This window comes from Fructobacillus tropaeoli (assembly GCF_016860625.1).
Classification (GTDB): Bacteria; Bacillota; Bacilli; order Lactobacillales; family Lactobacillaceae; genus Fructobacillus; species Fructobacillus tropaeoli.
This window is the reverse complement of sequence record NZ_BOJU01000001.1, coordinates 377,506-396,904: the sequence shown is the minus strand read 5'-3', so window position 1 is coordinate 396,904 and position 19,399 is coordinate 377,506. Positions and strand designations below refer to the sequence as shown.

Here is a 19,399-nt window from a genome sequence, read left to right as displayed (position 1 = left end):
CCACTGCGGCAGAGCTACAGTAAATCATGGCAAAAGATAAATTAATCGGGGTTGACCTCGGTGGAACTACTATTAAGTTTGCGATTTTGACTGACGAAGGTGAAGTCCAACAAAAGTGGTCCATTCAGACCAACATTTTGGAAGATGGTAAGCATATCGTCCCTGATATTATTGAATCAATTAACCATCACTTGGACTTGTACCAATTGGACAAGAGTCGCGTGATTGGGATTGGTATGGGAACTCCTGGAACAGTTAACCGTGAAGAAGGAACTGTTAAGGGTGCCTACAACTTGAACTGGGCACAAGAGCAAGCTGTTAAGGACCCAATCCAAGCTGGAACTGGTTTTGACTTAACAATTGATAACGATGCTAACGTTGCTGCCCTAGGTGAAGCTTGGAAGGGTGCTGGTAACAACGATGCCGATGTTTCCTTCATTACTTTGGGAACTGGTGTTGGTGGTGGTTTGGTTGCCAACCATGAATTGATTCATGGGATTGCCGGTGCTGGTGGTGAAGTTGGCCACATCATCGTTGAACCAAATGGTTACTTGTGTACTTGTGGTAACCATGGTTGCTTGGAGCAATATGCTTCTGCAACTGGTGTTGTTCATTTGGCACAGGACTTTGCTGAACAATATGCTGGTGAATCAAAGTTGAACCGCATGATTGACAACGGTGAAGAAGTTACTTCAAAAATTATCTTTGACTTGGCCAAAGAAGGCGACTATTTAGCTAACGAAACGGTTGATAAGTTGGCTTACTACTTGGGCTACGCAGCCGCTACAATTTCAAACATCTTAAACCCATCAGCCATCGTTATCGGTGGTGGTGTCGCCGCTGCAGGTGAATTCTTGCGCGAACGTGTTGAAAAGAACTGGACAAGGTTTGCCTTCCCAACTGTTCGAACTTCAACAGTTGTTAAGTTGGCTGAATTGGGTAATGATGCTGGTGTTATTGGCGCTGCTTCATTGGCTAACAAGAACAGACAAGATGTTTTGCTTTAATTAATGATTAAATATCCAACAGAAAACAAACAACTGACCGGTTGTTTGTTTTTTATTATCTCAAGGGGCCGTGAAACTTATGGTAGAATAGGAAGTGATCTTGGCAAGTAAATTGCCAACGTTTCAAGGAGGACCGAGTAGTGGAGTGGGAAAGTTTTTTTGAACCATACACCCAGGCCGTCGCAGAGCTAAAAGTGAAGTTGAATTATCTCAGCGCACAGTACCAAAAGGGCGGGGAGCCAACGCCGGTTGAATATGTTACGGGCCGGGTAAAGTCCCAGGCGTCAATTGAAGAAAAAATTGTGCGTCGGCACTTGCATGAAGACCGTCTGGCCCTCGATTTGCAAGATATTGCTGGTTTGCGAATTATGACCAAATATATTGAAGATATTTATGCGGTTGTGGAACTTTTACGCAAGCGGACTGATTTTACCATTTTGGAAGAACGTGATTATGTAATGAATGCTAAGCCTTCGGGCTACCGATCATACCATATGGTGATTGAGTACCCCGTTTCCTTATTGGATGGGGAACACAAGGTCTTAGCAGAAATTCAAATCAGGACCTTGGCCATGAACTTCTGGGCAACAATCGAACACGATTTGCGCTATAAGCATGGTGAAATTTCACCGGAAATGGCTGAAGAATTAACGGAAATTTCCAATCAGACCTTTTCACTGGAACAAGTATTTTCAGAGATTAAGGCAAAGGATTAAGAAGTGCCGGCTTAGGCCGGCCTTTTGATTAGCAAGCAGAAAAAAGATCTTAGAGGAGTAGGCATGAAAGTCGCCTTATACAATAATGATCAGGCCCAGTCGCTTGCCATTGTGGCCGACCTGAAGAAAGAATTGAAAGCCCAGGGAATTGCCTTGGACCGGGAGAACCCCGATTTAGTGATTTCCGTTGGTGGTGATGGCACCCTCTTGGGAGCCTTTCATGAATATATCGATGGTAATGATGATTTACGTTTCGTTGGTTTACATACCGGCCATTTGGGCTTTTATACCGATTGGCTGGGCAGCGAGGTTAAGGAACTGGTGAACAGTCTAGTTCATGACAAAGGTCAGCGCGTTTCGTACCCCTTGCTGAAGATGACGACTGTCACTTCTGATGGCGCTAGGCAGGAGTACTTGGCCTTGAATGAGGGGACGATTAAGCAGCCAGTTGGTACAATGGTTGCTGATATTTGCTTAAGTGGCCGGCGCTTTGAAGGCTTTCGGGGTGACGGTGTGGCGATTGCAACGCCGACTGGATCGACTGCCTATAACAAGGCTAACGGCGGGGCGGTCTTACACCCGTCATTAAAGGCAATCCAAATGTCTGAAATTGCGTCGATTAATAACCGGGTCTTTCGAACGTTGGGCTCGCCATTAGTTGTTTCAGCCGGGCAGAAGATTACTATTCGGCCAAAAACCAAGGCCTTTTTGTTGACCTGCGACCAGTTAGAGATATTGGCCGAGGGCATTGAGGCCGTTGAATTTGAGGTTGCCGAAAAGGAAGTTCATTTTGCCTCCTTCCGTCATTTAGATTTTTGGAGTCGGGTGAAGCAGGCCTTTATCGCTGATAGTAGCGAAGAAGACGTTGAATAAGTGGCAGGGCGGTGTCTGGTCGAACAAAGACACCGCTTTTGCATGGAATTGAAAGGAGCCGGTCAGTCAGCCGGCACAGATAAATCAGTATGAAATTTTCTTGGACATATCAGGGAACAGAAGAACGGAAGGTCCGCTCTTTCTTACAAAGTCACGGTGTTTCGCACCGAATGTTCTCACAAATGAAGCATAACGGGGGTGCCATTTTGGTTAATGACCAACAGGTTTACACCTCCGATTATATTAAGGATGGCGACTTGGTCACCATCGTGATGCCGGTTGAAACGGGGAACGACTTGGTCGTTCCTGATTTCACCCCATTGGATGTGATTTATGAAGACGAGCACTTTTTGGCTGTTGATAAGCCATACGGGGTCACCACCGTCCCAGGGCATGCCGATCGCCTCCATACGCTGGTTAACCAGGTTAAGGGTCATTTACTCGATGAGGGGGCCGAAGACTTGGTACCCCACGTCGTAACCCGTCTTGACAGGGACACTTCTGGAATCGTCTTGTTAGCCAAGCATCGCTTTGCCCATGCCGTTTTGGACCAGCAATTGCAGGACCATTCGGTGGAAAAGTTCTACACGGCCTACGTCTCTGGGCACTTGCCAGATGACCATGGCATGATTGAAGAACCAATTGGCCGCTTGCCGGGTGACTTTATCAAGCGCACGGTGACGCCCGATGGCAAGTTATCAAAGACGGAATATTGGGTGGAACATCGGTACACCAATGATGAAAATCAGCCGATGACCCGAGTGAAGGTCCAGTTGCATACCGGCCGGACACATCAGATCCGCGTTCATTTTGCTCACATCGGTTTTCCGTTGGTGGGGGATGATCTGTATGGCGGGCCATTATGGTATGGTTTGAAGCGGCAGGCTTTACATGCCTACCAGATGACGTTCTATGATCCTTTTATTGAACAAAACCGTCACCTGCAAACGGATTTACCGGCTGATTTGCAGGCGTTAAAGGACATTCAAGGGTAAAAACGTTTACGACTGAGGTTGAAGACAATCTAATTTTGTAGTATTTTCAAGAAAGATAAACGAAGTGGAAAGGAATCCTTTCATGGAATTAGACAATGAGCAGCAAGTCCGAAAAGCTGTCCATGCCTTAACGGACTTGCTCGAAAACGGACAAGACGATGATTTTATGACCGAATTTACCAACCTGCACGATTTTGAAAAGGGGCAGGTTTATGCTAGCTTTTCGAAGAACATTCGAGAGGTTGCCTGGCGGGTCATGGATGATGAAACGCTCGCGACAGTTTTTGATAACTTGGAAATCGATGCCGAAGGGGTCGTTGACCTTTTGCAGGAGATGCCACCACAAAAGGGGGCCAATATCCTGGTTGAAATGTTTGCTGATAACGAAGCCGATTTGTTCCAGGCCATGCCAGCCCGGTTAGCTTCAACTTATTTGGCATTGATGCCTCATCGAGAAGCTCAAGAAATCAGAAATTTGATTAAGTACGAGGACCAGACGGCCGGGGCTTTGATGGCCACGGAATACTTGGCAGTAGCTGCAGGCTCAGTAGTGAAGGACGTTCTAGCCCAAGTGAAGAAACAGGCCGAAGAAGCCGAGTCAATCATCTATGTCTATGTAGTTGACGAAAACCATCGCCTGGTGGGGATTGTTTCCTTGCGGGATTTGCTGATCCATCCGGATGAGATGACGATTGAGTCAATTACCAATACCCGGGTTATTTCGGTGAAGGCGGGGGATGACCAAAAAGAAGTCGCCCAAGTCGTTGCCGATTACAACTTTTTTGCCATTCCGGTTACCGATGATGATCAACATTTGTTGGGAATCATTACAGTCGATGATATTGTTGACGTAATTGATGAAGAAGCGGTCGAGGAGTACTCTGGTTTGGCTGCCGTCGATGTTTCTGATACCGATGACAGTCCCTGGCATTCCGCACTGAAGCGGATGCCTTGGTTCTTGGCTCTGCTAGTGTTGGGCCTCGTTTCCGTCGCCTTAGTCGCTAGCTTTGAGCATACAATTCGTCAGGCACCGATTTTGGCTGCCTTTATTACGGTTATTGCCGGCGTTGCCGGAAATGCCGGCACACAATCCTTGGCCCTGGCCGTTCGGCACTTTGGATCCAGCACGGACCGGTCTTTTTGGAAAAATCTGATTTCTGAGTTGCTGTCTTCTTTTGTACTAGCCATCTTAGCGGGCGTGGTTCTTTTTGCCGTTGTTTCCCTTTGGCAAGATAATGAAGGCCTGGCCTTGGCAGTTGCTTTGTCTGCAATCGTTGCGATTCTGCTTTCATCATTGCTGGCATACTTGGTGCCGGCGGTATTGAGTAAAGTGAATTTGGATCCAGCATTGGTGAATGGGCCATTGGTGCAGACAGTGGTCGATTGGGCGGCTATCCTGATTTACTTTGGGATTGCCACGGGCATGTTGAATGAATTTATTGGAAAATAGCGTATAAGCGATGTCATTATTTAATGGCATTGCTTTTTCATTTTGAATCGCTTTTGTCTGATGAAATCAAAAGTAACCTTGACTTGGGGCCTGCAAAAGTAGGTCAGATAGTGTAAAATGAACAATGATAGGCTTGGCCGAGTTTCGCAGGTCACCTTTGAGAGAATGATTAATCAAGGAGAATTTTTGTGAAAAAAATTGGGACAATTATCGGGGTCGTTGTGGTGGCAGCGGTTGTTGCCGGTGGTGGTTATGCTATTGGCACTAATCACACCTCAAAAGAGTCGACGACTTCATCAAGTTCGGTTTCAACCTCTTCGGCCGTGTCGTCAACGACTAAAAGTATTAGCAGTGACAGTACTAGTTCAAATTCAAGTAGTTCGATGGCACCATCATCAACATCGTCTGCAACAAGTACCACGAGTCAAAAGGGTGCTAACCCACAAACATCAGCTAGCTATGACCCTAATAAAACATTGAACGGTCAAACAGTTGATTCATCAATGATTCAACAGGTGACGGCTCAATTGAAGGCTGCTGGTTTGCCTGCTGATCAGTGGGCACCGAGCGATATTAAGCAAATTATCACGCAAGCATCACAACAGGGGGTATCTCCTGTGACTTATGCCAAGCAGAATTTTCACCAGTAAGGATTAAAAGAAACCATGAATGTAAAAAATACTTTTCTAACGTTAGCAGCAGCAACCGCTTTTGGTGCTGTTGTAGATGTTAGCCATCACCTAGTTGCTCAGGCTGATAGTATTGCGGCTGTCACTGCCGGTCAAACGGGGTTACCGCGGATGGATGTCGTTGATGTGTCATCTTATCAAGGCTATTTGACGGCCCAAGATTATGTAACGATGCACAATAATGGTGTTAAGGGCATTATCGTCAAGTTGACTGAAGGAACTACTTATAAAAATCCGTATGCCCAAGACCAAGTTAATAATGCACGCGCTGCGGGATTGACTGTTTCTGCCTACCACTATTCTGATTTTAATACCCCAGATGGCGGTCGCGCAGAGGCGAATTACTTTGCAGATTTTGCAATACAACTTGGTTTTAAGAGTACTGATTTGTTAGTTGACGACTTGGAAGACAGTAGTACGGTTGGTGGAAACGTTTCGGATAACGCTCGGGCCTTTAATGATCAATTACATGCTCGTGGTTTTACTAATACAACCTTGTATACCTATGCTTCGTATAAGAAGACCAATAATCTTGATACTTCAATTTTTGGTGGCGACAGTAAGGTCTGGATTGCACAGTATCCTTATAATCCATCTGGTAGTGATGTTTGGAACATAGGGTTTGGCATGTGGCAATGGTCATCTAATGCTTCTTTTAATGGCATTAGTGGTAAGTTTGACGTTTCCATGGATTATACGGGAATGGCGACAAATGGGGCGGCTAGTGGTACTCAAACCAGTAGTACAACGAATAATAGTCAATCAACAAATACAGGTAGTAATCAATCAACTAATACAACGACACCAACAACCGATACCGAGTCAGCTTCTGATAAATTAGTGAAGGCAATCCAAGCTGCTAAGACTTCAGGCTACCTTTACGATGGTACAGATCAAAATGGTGGCTTCCGATGGTATGAAAACGGCCAACCATACACAGGCTTCCGTTATTACATGGGGACTTATTACTGGTTTGTTAATGGCGTACGTCAAAATGATGACTGGCGATCGGCCTGGGGAATGACGTATTGGACAGATAGCAATGGCCGCGCTGTTCAAGGTGTACAAACAATTAATGGTAAGCAATACTATTTTGGAAATGACGATACGTATTTTGTCCGAACTAATCAAACAGTGTCTATTGACAATGCTCAGTTTCAGGCAGATGCAAATGGTGTTTTAACACCAATTACGGGTTATGCTTATGATGGCTCTGATCAAAATGGTGGTTATCGTTGGTATGAAAATGGTCAGCTATACACTGGTTTCCGGTATTATATGGGGACTTACTATTGGTTCGTTAATGGTGTTCGCCAAAACCAGGGTTGGCGTTCAGCTTGGGGCTTGACCTATTGGACGGATAACGATGGTCGTGCCGTTCAGGGTTGGCAAACAATTGATGGTAAAAGCTACTACTTCGGCAGTAATGGAACGTATTACCTTCGATAATATAATAAAAAGACAAAATTTATTAGAATTTTGTCTTTTTTTATTGAACAAAATGATTATCACTATTAGTGCATTATTCTCTTGAAAAAGCAATTAAGAATGCACTTAAAGTGGAATTAAATAACAAATTGAAATGATGTATGACAATAAATAGTTAATGTTGTAAAATTAATTTTGACGAGAAAAATAAGAATGATTAAAAATAAATGGAAAGTAACGTTAGAAGAAATAGTAAAGAAAAATTCTAAATAATTATTTATTTTAATATGATAATGAGGAAAGTAGCTGGTTGGTACGTATAATTTTAGTGAGACATTTTGAATAGGAGTTTAAGAATAATGAAATTAAAAAAAAACGTGGTTAGCGTTAACGGCTATTACAGCGCTTGGAGTCGTTGCTAATCAAAATCATTTAACGGTTCATGCTGATGATATTGACCGCGTGACGGGTGGACAAAGTGGGATACCCCGGATGGATGTCGTTGATATTTCATCAAACAATGGCTATCTTTCAACGAGTGATTTTCAAACCATGAAAAATAATGGCGTTCAAGGAATTATCGTTAAATTGACCGAAGGAACCTACTATCATAACCCGTACGCCAGCAGTCAAATTGCTAATGCGAAATCAGTTGGTTTAAAGGTTTCTGCTTATCATTATTCTACTTATGTTGATCAGAATAGTGCACGGGCTGAGGCAAATTATTTTGCTGATTATGCAACGCAACTAGGTTTTACTAGTAGTGATTTATTGGTAAATGATTTAGAAGATACTTCGACACAAAATAGTGGTGTATCAAATAATAGTCAAGCCTTCAATGATCAATTGAAAAGCCGAGGCTTTGCTAATGGTGCTTTATATACCTATGCCTACTATAAAAAAGTATGAATCTTGACACATCATTTCTTGGGAATAATCGGATTTGGATGGCCCAATATCCGTATACGCCATCTGCTAATGATCTTTGGAATACACAATATGGCAAGTGGCAGTGGTCTTCAAATGCAGGTTTTAATGGGATTAGTGGCACTTTTGACGTTTCCATGGACTATGTTGGAATGGCGACATCGTCGACAGGATATGTTTGGGATTCTTCTGTTAAAACCTATCGGTGGTTAGAAAATGGACAGCCGTATACAGGCTTCCGTTATTATATGGGGACTTATTATTACTTTGATAATGGTTACCGTTCAGATAATGCGTGGCATGATGCCTGGGGAAAGCGATATTACACTGGCAATGATGGACGTGCTGTTCAAGGATTACAGACGATTGCTGGGAAACGATATTATTTTGGCGATGATAATACTTTCAATCTTCGCGAAAATCAAGCAGTCGCTGATGATAATCAAATGTATCAAGCGGATAAGGATGGTGTTTTACAGCCATGGCAAGGTTATCTTTATGATGGATCTAATCAAAATGGTGGTTTCCGTTGGTATGAGAATGGTCAACTATACACAGGTTTCCGTTACTATATGGGTACGTATTACTGGTTTATCGATGGTGTTCGTCAAAACGCAGGCTGGCGGTCTGCTTGGGGAATGACTTATTGGACTGATACGAGTGGCCGCGCCGTTCAAGGATTGCAAATGATTAATGGTAAGCAGTATTATTTCGGTAATGATGGGAGTTATTATGTTCGCCAAAATCAAACAGTGTCTATTGACAATGCTCAGTATGAGGCTGACGCTGCAGGAATATTAACGCCTATTAACGGTTATGCGTATGACGGGTCAACCCAGAATGGTGGCTATCGTTGGTACGAAGACGGTCAGCTATACACAGGATTCCGCTATTATATGGGGACTTATTATTGGTTTATTAACGGTGTTCGCCAAAATCAGGGTTGGCGTAACGCTTGGGGTTTGACTTACTGGACAGATAGTGATGGTCGTGCCGTGCAGGGATGGCAAACAATTGATGGGAAAAACTATTATTTTGGTAATAATGGAACATATTATTTGCGTTAATAGTTAAAATAATCACTAAATAAATAGTCTTTTTGTGTTAGAATGTAACAGTAGAAATGTTTTATTACAACGTTAAATAGATAGAGAGTTCACAATGCGATTTAAAATGTACAAGAGTGGTAAGTACTGGGCAGTCGGTTCCTTATTGATTGCTGGCTTATTTGGTGCGCTGGCTGTTCAATCGAACAATGTATCAGCTGATGATAATGGCTCAAGCAGTTCTTTGGTTAGTTCTAGCCCAAATGCTTCAGTTGTTGCGGATAACCCCTCGACAGTTGCCAATGGGATTACAAAAAATGACCAAGGATTTGTGAATTATGTGGATGGCACAAAGCAGACGAATGCTTGGGACCAAACCAACACTTATTATTTTGGCGCAGATGGTCAAGCTGTATCCGGTTTGCAAACCATTGGAGGCAAGCAATATTACTTCGGCGATGATCAGACTTACACAGTACGCAAGAGCATTGAAGTCACGGTTAATAATCAAACCTATACTGCCGATCAAAATGGTGTTTTAACTGCCAAAAATGGTTTGGAAAAGAACCAAAATGGCTATGTTGATTATGTGAACGGTGTTAAGCAAACGAATGCTTGGGACCAAACGAATACCTATTATTTTGGTGCAGATGGCCAAGCTGTATCCGGTTTGCAAACCATTGGTGGCAAGCAATATTACTTCGGCGATGATCAGACTTACACGGTTCGTAAGAATACAGAAGTAACAGTTAACAATCAAACCTATACCGCTGACCAAAATGGTATTTTAACGGCTAAAAATGGTTTGGAAAAGAATCAAAATGGCTATGTTGATTATGTTAATGGCACAAAGCAGACAAATGCTTGGGACCAAACGAATACCCATTATTTTGGTGCGGATGGTCAGGCCGTATCCGGCCTGCAAACAATCAACGGTAAGCAATATTACTTCGGTGATGATCAGACCTACACGGTTCGTAAAAACATGGATATCACTTTTGCTGATACGACCTATACTTCAGCTAGTGATGGCTCTTTGTCATTAAAAAATGGTGTCTTTACTAATGCTGAAGGTTTGATTGATTATCAAAATGGTCTTTTGCAAAAAAATACTTGGGTTGTTAACCAAGGAAGCACATACTATTTTGGTTCGGATGGTCAAGCAGTTTCTGGGTTGCAAAGTATTAATGGTAGTCAGTATTTCTTTGGTGATAATCAAAGTTACCAGTTACAGGTTAGCTTTGATACGAAAATTAACAATGTTACTTATCATGCAGATAAGAGCGGTCGGTTAACTCCGAAGAATGGGGTTATTTGGGGATTTGGTGATTCAACAACCGTAGGTTGGAACTCATACAATGATGGTAGTCAATCTTATGATAGTTATGCAGCCCAAGATTTAGATAAGTTGTACTTAAATACGTCTGCTCATTCTGGAACGCAAATCGGTAATGATATGTCATGGATGGTAGATGAAGCGATTAAATCAGCTTCTTATAGTACAGCCACTGATATTGTCATTGGTATGGGTGTTAATGACATTAATTATGGTGGAACGAGTCCTCTGAATACTATTATTCAAATTTATCAAGATAGCATTCGTCGCTTGCACGAAGCTAACCCGAATATTCGTATTTATATTTTGCTTCCCCAGGGGGACTACTTAAACGGTAAGAATAATGATACGATTGGTCCTGGTGGTTTTTCGATGAATCAACTTCGTGCTGCTTTAACGCAAGTTGGTAATAATTTAGGTATTACTGTCATTAACGCTGGGGTCGTTACAGATGAAAATCATGCGACCACATTACCAGATGGTGTTCACCCAACGAACGCAACTTACCAAGCAATTGGGACTAAAATTGCTCAAGCCATGCAGGCTAATCCAAACAACACATATCAGGCCAACTATCAAAACTATTCCTTAGGAACTGTGAGCGGCTATTATAATACTTTGGCAGGGTATGAGTGGCTAGAAAATGGCCAGGTTTATACTGGTTTCCAAAAGTACTATGGTGCCTATTATTGGTTTAACAATGGGGTTCGTGATGAGAATTCTTGGCATCAAGCGTGGGGAAATACTTACTACGTAGGTGGTGATGGCCGATCAGTTCAAGGTTTCCAAACAATCGATGGTAATCTTTATTATTTCGGTAATGACGGCTCATTTACCTTAAGAATGAATCAGGCGTTCTCCGTGAATGGGTTAAATTATTTCGCCGATGATCGAGGAATTGTGAAGGTTGTAATGACTGGAACTGGTTATCTGTACGATGGCTCAGAGTACAATGGTGGATACCGTTGGTATGAAAATGGTCAGCTGTATACCGGCTTCCGTTTTTATATGGGTACGTACTATTGGTTTGTTGATGGCGTGCGCCAAAATGAAGGTTGGCGGACTGCCTGGGGTTACAAGTATTGGACGGACGCTAATGGACGTGCGGTTCAAGGCTTGCAGATCATTGACGGAAAGCAATATTATTTTGGTGACGACGGGACGTACTATGCTCGTGAAAACCAAATGATTATGCTAGGGAATCAAGAGTATAAGGCCAATGGTGATGGAATTTTGCAACCATGGTCTGGCTATGTTTATGATGCTTCATCCTATAATGGTGGTTATCGTTGGTATGAAAATGGTCAACTTTATACCGGATTCCGCTACTACATGGGAACCTATTATTGGTTTGTTGATGGTGTGCGCCAAAATGAAGGTTGGCGAAGTGCATGGGGCTATAAGTACTGGACGGACGCTAATGGACGTGCGGTTCAAGGCCTGCAAATCATTGATGGTCACAGTTATAACTTCGGCAATGACGGCACATATTTCTTACGCGGATAAATTGAGTGATTCTCATGACATCCATAACAAAATGATGAAAAAGTTCTTTGAAATTCATTTTTCGAAGAGCTTTTTCTTTGCTTTATGGTGAAATGAGGTAAAATGGTAGTATTGGTGAATTTTAGATTTAACTTAATATTGGCTTTGAATAATGTAGTATGGTAAGGATTGACTAATGAAAAGACGTTATTTTTATATGGACTTGTTAAACATTTTAGCTACTTTTGCGGTGGTAATGTTACATGGATCATCTTTTGCGTTTACAAATAATGGCGGTGACCGTTGGTATTTAAGTGTATTTATTCAAGTTTTCTTTATTTTCGCTGTACCGCTTTTTTTTATGATTTCTGGTGCAAACATTTTAGACTATCGCAACCGGGAAGATACACGTACTTTTTTTAAAAAACGTTTCAGGCGTGTAGCTATTCCATTTGTTTTTTGGACAGTTATTTGGTTTATCTATAATAATGTTCAATATAACCACTATTCGTGGTTGAATGTTAACACATATGCACGTTTGTTAAATGGCTTTATGCATGGTACCGTTCAGCCCATCTTTTGGTACTTTTACATTATTATTGGTTTCTATCTATCAGCGCCACTTTTGACTAAAATTGTAACTGTCAACCAGAAGGCTTTAGTACAGTACCTGTTGGTTTTAAATATTATTGTGGTTGGGTTAATTGGTTACTATTACCAGTTGCGAAATCAGGATGATTCCTCTTTTTCGGGTGGAATTAGTGTAGGTGTTGCCGGATCTATCGGTCTCTTTGTTTTAGGCTGGTACCTCCAACATTATCCCTTAGCTGATCGACAACGGCATTTGCTATATTTGGCAGGAATGCTATCTATTTTAATCATGATTGGATTGGCTTTGGTGTTGTCGAAACATTTTGGTGAGTTTCAGCGACAAACATACAGTATTTGGGGGATTTTTGGAATGACCTGGTCTGCTACGGTCTTTGTTTTTTTTCAACATCATTTCAGCCAGTGGAACCCTAGTCCAAAAGTTCAAAGATGGTTACGAGCTGGTTCATCAGCTTCGTTAGGAGTCTATGTTCTTCATTATTTTTTCGTTGAAACACTTGAAGTACAATTTCATTTAGCACAAGATTCCTTTTGGCATTTGTTAGTAATGCCTATTGTCGTTTGGTTAGTAGTTACACTTTTAGTGAAGGCTATTCAAAAAATCCCATATCTCCGTCGAACTGTTTAAGACGGTCAGTTCTGAAAGCGAGTTTCTTAGCTTATGCAAGTTGCAAAAAATTATCTCTATAATGCGGCCTACCAGTTGCTAAATATTATTGCTCCAATCATTACTTTGCCGTACTTGGCCCGTGTGCTTGGTAAAAATGGGGTCGGAATCGCTTCATGGACAAATTCATTGGTCACATACTTTTTATTGATTGCTAGTTTGGGTATTGTTACTTATGGTTCGCGTGAAATTGCTTATGTTCATGGAAATGAATCACTCAGACAAAAGAAATTCTGGGAAATTCAAACTATCCATTTTATCGCTGGCATCATTGCACTAGTCCTCTATGTGGCTTTTATTTATGCGGGTGGTGCTTTTAATAATCGTATTCATCAAAACGAATTATTTCTCTGGTACCAAATTTGGGTGATTTTCTCCGGTATTTTTGATATTTCTTGGTATTTTATTGGCCTGGAGGATTTCAAAAAAACTGTTTTACGAAACATGATGATCAAGTTGGCGATGACTGTTTTGATTTTTGTTTTGGTCAAAAAACCAACTGATATTGGCGCTTATATTCTGTTGTTAGCATTGTCACAGGTTTTTGGCAATCTTTCGATGTGGTTCTATTTGATTGGAAAGTTCCGTTGGCCAAAATTGAAAGATCTGGACCTAAAATCGCACTGGCATCCAGTCTTTATGATGTTCTTGCCAACGATTGCTACCCAAATTTATTTGCAGTTGAATAAGACAATGTTGCCATTTATCACTGGCGCAACGGCATCGTCTGGAATTTATGATAATGCCGATAAAATTATTAAGGTCTGTTTAGCCCTTGTTACTTCCGTTGGTATGGTGATGTTGCCTCGCATGTCGGCACACTATGCAGCGGGAGAACACGCCAAAATGAAAAAGGCGATTCATGCTTCGATGGATTTCGTTTCAGCGATTGCCGTGCCACTTGCCTTTGGAATTGCGGCAGTTGGACCAACAGCAATGCTTTGGTTTTTAGGAAAGTCATGGGGTGATGTTGGCTCTGCTCTTGTTTTACTGACACCAATCATCGTTTTCATTGGTTGGTCGAATGTTATCGGTAATCAATTTTTAATTCCTACGAAACGCCTGAGTGATTATACTTGGTCAGTAACCTTCGGCGCTGTTTTAAACGTTTTTCTGAATTTCTTCCTGATTTTTATTTGGGGTGTTGAAGGGGCGGCATTAGCGACAGCTATTTCGGAATTTGCCGTTATTGCCTATCAGTTATTTGTGACAAGAAACGATATGAAGGTCCGGGCTCATTTTGTTGGACTCTGGCGCTATCTGTTGGCCGGATTGGCGATGTATTTTGCGGTGCTATACTTTGTTGACCATCACGGTATTGGCATCAAAAGCACATTAATTGAAGCGGTTATTGGTGGCTTTGTCTACTTGCTAGTACTCATTATTCTTCGAGCACCTATTTTGAAGCGGTTATTGAATTGGCGTTCCTTCCGCTAATAGGGTGATTCTGGTATAATAAGTATTGTTGTGCACTAAATTATAAATATTGGAGGATGGGGTTTTGAAACAGTTCCTGTTTTATCGCCTTCCCAAACGAATTTTAGATATTGTTGTTTCCTTTGTGGCTTTAATTGTTTTTTCACCGATTTTTTTGGTAATTGCAGTGATTATTAAGCTTAGCAAGGGAACCAGTCATGTTTTTTATGCTCAAGACCGTGTAGGTCAGGGTGGTAAGCATTTTAAAATTTATAAGTTTCAATCCATGGTTGACAATGCTGATCAAATTCTTAAATCAGATAACCAGTTGTATCAAAAATTTGTTGATAATGGTTATAAATTGCCAACTAAAGAGGATCCTCGGATTACAAAAATCGGAGCGGTTTTGCGTAAAACATCACTTGATGAATTGCCACAATTCTGGAATACTTTAATTGGGAATATGTCAATCATTGGTCCACGGCCTGTGGTTGAAAGTGAATTAGTTGAATACGGCGACGAACAACGGATTCAAAAATTTTTGTCTGTAAAGCCGGGTGTTTTTGGCCTTTGGCAAGCTTCCGGACGGTCAAATATTGGTTACCCAGAACGAGCTGAAATTGAGCTCGATTATGTTGACCGTGCTAACTTAGGGTTGGACTTTAAAATTATGTTTTTAACAGTGGTTGCGATTTTCAAGGGCGATGGAGCCTTTTAAATAAAACAATATTTTCCAACGAGGAGAAATAAAAATGGAATTTTCATTAACTGATTTAGCTAAACGCTTTTGGCATTTTGCTTGGTTAATTGTCTTGTGTGTCGTTCTTTTTGCTGGTGCAGGCTTTGTGTATGCCAAGTCTGGCAAGGTTATTACAAATTATTCTGCTAGCCGTACGGTTTTGATTGCTAAGAATAATACGGATGTACGTGACCCCAACGCTCGCTTCTTAGCTGATAAGGCACTGGTGCCTACTTATGAAAAAATCGCTCAAGATGATGCAGTGGTTTCTGCCGTACAAAAGGCATTGCCGTTTCAAATGAGTAAGGACGATATCAATGAAGCTGTTAAAGTCCAGAACCCAACAGATACTCTGACGTTGTCATTCCAAGCTTCTGGATCGACAACGTATCGGGCAAAGACATTAGCAAATGTCTATGCAGAAACATTTGCAGAAGTCGGACCAACGTTGTACCCGGATATGGGAAAGCCTGACACATTGTCAAAGGCGACTGGATCAGATGTAACCCGTTCTTCTTTGAAGAATGCAAAGAAGTTAACTGTTTTCGGTGCCGTCTTTGGACTGGTACTTTCTGTATTTGCAATTATGGTATCAGGTATTCGTAAGAATTATCATGAAGCAAAAAAACAAGGATAATTTGAAGAATTATGGTTAATTTTCTCTTACCAATTACATTTTTTTCTAAAAATTATACGAATGCGTTAGCTGAAACAGTTGCTATGGTGGCCTTTCCAGTCTTTCTGGTAATGATTCTGTTGCAGCTATATCGGTATCCAAACCGGTTAAAGTCAATTGTTCCTTCAAGGACAGCAATCTACTTAACTGGCTTTTTTTGGATAGTTCAGTTACTTGTGATGGCCTGGTCGTATGGTACAACTGGTGAAACAATTCTAACAACTGGAATCATTCATTCGGGTATTATCCTCGCAGGTTGGACGGTAACGGTTTATGTTGCTTGGGCCATCATTCAGTTAACGATTATCACGGAACAAGATGAACGAGCATTTTTAAAATCAGGCTTAATTGGTTTGATTTTTTATTTATTACTAACTGTTCTTCCACAAATTACCGTAACTTTCAATATTTCCTTTTTTCATCATTACGTTAATGAAATTGCTCATCTTTTTGAGCGGCATTGGCGGACCCATGCTGGTTATAACTTCTATGCCAACGGCTCTTACGTTACGACGGAAGGCCGAGTAAACGGTTTTGAACCGGAAGCAGCCTTCTTGGCTAACCTACTTGGTGTTGTCTACTTACCAATTTTGATTGGATTAACAGCAACGGGTCAAAAGTTTTGGTCTTGGACAAAGAAAAAAGGAACGGATCAATTTTTAAATGTTGTCTTTGCCTTTGTTATCATTATGATTCTCTTTTTAGCGAAGACAACCACTGGAATTTTAACTGCGGGGATTGCTTACCTTTTGTGGGCATTTTGGGCAAACAAGAAGCTGCGTTGGACTTTAGTCTGGTTAGCAGTGATGGGTGTTATTTTGCTAGCAGTGGCCTATTTAAAGGTTGGTGTCATTCACAATACGCTAAATCAGTTCCTCTTTGCTAAGCAGGGAACGGATAATCGACTGGGCGGTACGATTGCTTTGGCATTAACATTCTTAACGCATCCAATTTTTGGAGTTGGTTATGGATTTACTTCATACTTCATACTTCAAAATGTTCCATTGTCGACGACAGATAATTTCGAGTTCCAACATGTTTATTCACAGTTTGGTTACCCAAATCTTTCTGATTTTCTAGGATGGTTTGCTTCTTTTGGACTCATTATTATGGTTCCGGCCATCTGGCTGTTGTTCCGCTTGTTAGCTCGAACTTTTTTGGTGAAGTATCGACTACCACGGCTGAATTTGAATGAAGAACAGATGGCCTGGCACCGTGGCTTGATTATTTCGTTCATCACCATGGTTGTTTTGGCAGCTTTTTCATCTATTTTCGTTATTCAGGTCTTTCTGTGGCCATATTTGCTTATGTTCTTCTTTTATCGGAAACATATTATGCGTTTGGAGGAGGAACTCCAGCAATGAAAGTCTATATTGCAACACATAAACCATATGAAATGCCTCAGGATAGCCTTTATCAACCTTTGATGGTTGGTTCATCTTTGAGAGAAGAAATTCCAGCTGGCTATCAACGCGATGACCAGGGCGAAAACATTTCTGATAAAAATCCGAATTTCAATGAATTAACTGGAATTTATTGGATGTGGAAAAATTCTGAAGAAGATGCAGTTGGCTTGGTTCACTACCGCCGTTATTTGGGACAAAAAGGTGGACATGACTACGCTAAACGACTAAATCAACATGATATTGAAGACTTGTTGCGCCAACATGATGTGATTTTACCCAAAGAGCGAAATTACTACATTGAAAATCAGCGTAATCATTATCTTCACGCCCATGCACACGAGCCTTATGAGATAATGGAAAAGGTCATTCAAGAGGATTACTCAGACTTCTATCCTGGCTTCCAACGGATGGAGCAATCGACAAAGGCTCATCTATTTAACATGTTTATCATGAAAAAAGAAGCTTTTGATGATTATGCAAAGTTTGTTTTTGGTGTTTTGGGAAAAGTGCAAGAAAAAGTGGACTTATCCACATTACATGGCCAAGATGCCCGCGTTTTTGGTTTCTTGTCAGAACGGCTAATGGATACTTGGCTGAATACTCGGAACTATTCCTTTACGGAAGTTCCTGTGATTAGTCTTGAAAAGACAAATTGGCTTGATAAGGGCACGCAGTTTTTGAAACGGAAGTTTCTTCCAAATTCTAAGAAAAAGGTACATTTCTAATGGCAAATAAGTTTAATACAAAGAATTATGATTATTTAATCGTTGGTGCTGGTCCCTTCGGGATGACTTTCGCTTACGAAGCGGCAAAGCGTGGTAAGCGCTCTTTAGTTGTTGAAAAGCGTTCATTTATTGGGGGAAACACACATACACACGTTGAAAACGGCATCACTGTTCACGATTTCGGCGCTCATATCTTCCACACTGATAACAAGGAAGTTTGGGATTACGTGCAGAACTTCGCGGAATTTAACAACTTCCAAAACCAAGTTGTTGCCAATTATAATGGTAAGCTCTTTAACTTGCCATTTAACATGAATACTTTCTACCAGATGTGGGGAACAAAGACACCTGACGAAGCGAAGGCTAAGATTGAAGAACAAAAGTCTGCTGCTTTGAAGGAATTGGGCGATCGTCAACCACGTAACTTGGAAGAACAAGCTATTTCATTGATTGGAACAGACATTTACCAAGCTTTGATTAAGGGTTATACCGAAAAGCAGTGGGGTCGTAAGGCAACCGAATTACCAGCGTTCATTATCAAGCGTTTGCCAGTTCGCTTTATTTACGATAACAACTACTTTAACCATCGTTACCAAGGAATTCCTGTTGGTGGTTATACTCAAATTTTTGAGAACATGGTTGAACGTTCAAACGGCTTGATCGATGTTTTGACTGATACTGATTTCTTCGATCACAAGGATGAATTTATGGCAGAATTCCCACGTGTTCTTTACACGGGAATGATTGATCAGTTCTTCGATTACAAGTTTGGTGAATTGGAATACCGTTCATTGCGCTTTGAAAGCGAAACGATTGACTCTGATAACTATCAAGGAAATGCCGTTATTAACTATACGGATGCTGAAATACCATATACGCGTCAAATGGAATGGCGTCACTTTGATGGTTTGGCAGACGAAGGTAAGACGATTATTACGCGTGAATACCCACAAGACTGGGATCGCACGAAGGAAGCTTACTACCCAGTTAACGATGATAAGAACACTGAATTGTACAAGCAATACGTGAAGGCTGCTCGTGAAGAAGCACCTGAAGTACTCTTTGGTGGTCGTTTGGGTAAGTATCGTTACTTTGATATGGACCAGGTCTTCAATGATGCCTTTAACACTGTTCGTCAAGAATTTGGTGTGGCAGATGACTTTAACTTTGCGCACGACGAAGTAAAGTAAAAAAGAGGTTGCCTTAGTT

Annotated in this window: 17 protein-coding genes; all 17 read left to right on the top strand. The window is 41.4% G+C overall.

Annotation, left to right across the window (positions count from 1 at the left end):
* The first annotated feature begins 26 nt into the window (after positions 1-26).
* The 17 genes from FT12353_RS01905 (at position 27) to glf (ending at position 19,380) form a co-directional block, all read left to right on the top strand.
* Positions 27-1,007, top strand: a complete 981-nt coding sequence (locus FT12353_RS01905) for an ROK family glucokinase (RefSeq protein WP_203617688.1) — start codon at positions 27-29, stop codon at positions 1,005-1,007.
* Between the two features lie 140 nt (positions 1,008-1,147).
* Positions 1,148-1,723: a GTP pyrophosphokinase gene (locus FT12353_RS01900; RefSeq protein ID WP_203617680.1), complete on the top strand. Its 576-nt coding sequence runs from the start codon at positions 1,148-1,150 to the stop codon at positions 1,721-1,723.
* Positions 1,724-1,786: 63 nt separating this feature from the next.
* Positions 1,787-2,596 (top strand): NAD kinase, encoded by an 810-nt coding sequence (locus FT12353_RS01895; protein ID WP_203617678.1) that lies wholly within the window; start codon positions 1,787-1,789, stop codon positions 2,594-2,596.
* Positions 2,597-2,685: 89 nt separating this feature from the next.
* A complete protein-coding gene (locus FT12353_RS01890) occupies positions 2,686-3,591 on the top strand; it encodes an RluA family pseudouridine synthase (protein WP_203617673.1) in 906 nt (301 codons plus the stop codon).
* A gap of 82 nt (positions 3,592-3,673) precedes the next feature.
* On the top strand, positions 3,674-5,041 hold the full coding sequence (gene mgtE / locus FT12353_RS01885) for a magnesium transporter (protein ID WP_203617672.1): 1,368 nt from the start codon (positions 3,674-3,676) through the stop codon (positions 5,039-5,041).
* Positions 5,042-5,229: 188 nt separating this feature from the next.
* Positions 5,230-5,691 (top strand): hypothetical protein, encoded by a 462-nt coding sequence (locus tag FT12353_RS01880; RefSeq protein WP_168778151.1) that lies wholly within the window; start codon positions 5,230-5,232, stop codon positions 5,689-5,691.
* Between the two features lie 15 nt (positions 5,692-5,706).
* Positions 5,707-7,179, top strand: coding sequence for a GH25 family lysozyme (locus FT12353_RS01875; RefSeq protein WP_203617666.1), 1,473 nt, complete (start codon positions 5,707-5,709; stop codon positions 7,177-7,179).
* A 471-nt stretch (positions 7,180-7,650) separates the two neighbouring features.
* Positions 7,651-8,067: a GH25 family lysozyme gene (locus tag FT12353_RS01870; protein WP_203617664.1), complete on the top strand. Its 417-nt coding sequence runs from the start codon at positions 7,651-7,653 to the stop codon at positions 8,065-8,067.
* A 38-nt stretch (positions 8,068-8,105) separates the two neighbouring features.
* Complete coding sequence (locus tag FT12353_RS01865; RefSeq protein WP_203617656.1) at positions 8,106-9,152, top strand: N-acetylmuramoyl-L-alanine amidase family protein; 1,047 nt, start codon at positions 8,106-8,108, stop codon at positions 9,150-9,152.
* A gap of 94 nt (positions 9,153-9,246) precedes the next feature.
* On the top strand, positions 9,247-11,973 hold the full coding sequence (locus tag FT12353_RS01860) for a GDSL-type esterase/lipase family protein (RefSeq protein ID WP_203617654.1): 2,727 nt from the start codon (positions 9,247-9,249) through the stop codon (positions 11,971-11,973).
* A 175-nt stretch (positions 11,974-12,148) separates the two neighbouring features.
* Positions 12,149-13,189 carry an acyltransferase gene (locus FT12353_RS01855; RefSeq protein ID WP_203617646.1) on the top strand — a complete coding sequence of 347 codons (1,041 nt, stop codon included), beginning with the start codon at positions 12,149-12,151 and terminating at the stop codon, positions 13,187-13,189.
* A gap of 33 nt (positions 13,190-13,222) precedes the next feature.
* Positions 13,223-14,665, top strand: coding sequence for a flippase (locus tag FT12353_RS01850; protein ID WP_203617644.1), 1,443 nt, complete (start codon positions 13,223-13,225; stop codon positions 14,663-14,665).
* 64 nt (positions 14,666-14,729) lie between these two features.
* Positions 14,730-15,362 (top strand): sugar transferase, encoded by a 633-nt coding sequence (locus FT12353_RS01845; RefSeq protein WP_203617642.1) that lies wholly within the window; start codon positions 14,730-14,732, stop codon positions 15,360-15,362.
* Positions 15,363-15,396: 34 nt separating this feature from the next.
* Complete coding sequence (locus tag FT12353_RS01840; RefSeq protein ID WP_059393529.1) at positions 15,397-16,020, top strand: YveK family protein; 624 nt, start codon at positions 15,397-15,399, stop codon at positions 16,018-16,020.
* An 11-nt stretch (positions 16,021-16,031) separates the two neighbouring features.
* Complete coding sequence (locus FT12353_RS01835) at positions 16,032-17,423, top strand: O-antigen ligase family protein (RefSeq protein WP_203617640.1); 1,392 nt, start codon at positions 16,032-16,034, stop codon at positions 17,421-17,423.
* The gene (locus FT12353_RS01830; RefSeq protein ID WP_203617639.1) at positions 17,420-18,190 is read left to right on the top strand and encodes a DUF4422 domain-containing protein; all 771 of its coding nucleotides are present in this window, start codon (positions 17,420-17,422) and stop codon (positions 18,188-18,190) included. The genes FT12353_RS01835 and FT12353_RS01830 overlap by 4 nt, the downstream gene beginning before the upstream one ends.
* The gene (gene glf / locus FT12353_RS01825) at positions 18,190-19,380 is read left to right on the top strand and encodes a UDP-galactopyranose mutase (RefSeq protein WP_203617637.1); all 1,191 of its coding nucleotides are present in this window, start codon (positions 18,190-18,192) and stop codon (positions 19,378-19,380) included. The genes FT12353_RS01830 and glf overlap by 1 nt, the downstream gene beginning before the upstream one ends.
* The last annotated feature ends 19 nt before the right edge of the window (positions 19,381-19,399 follow it).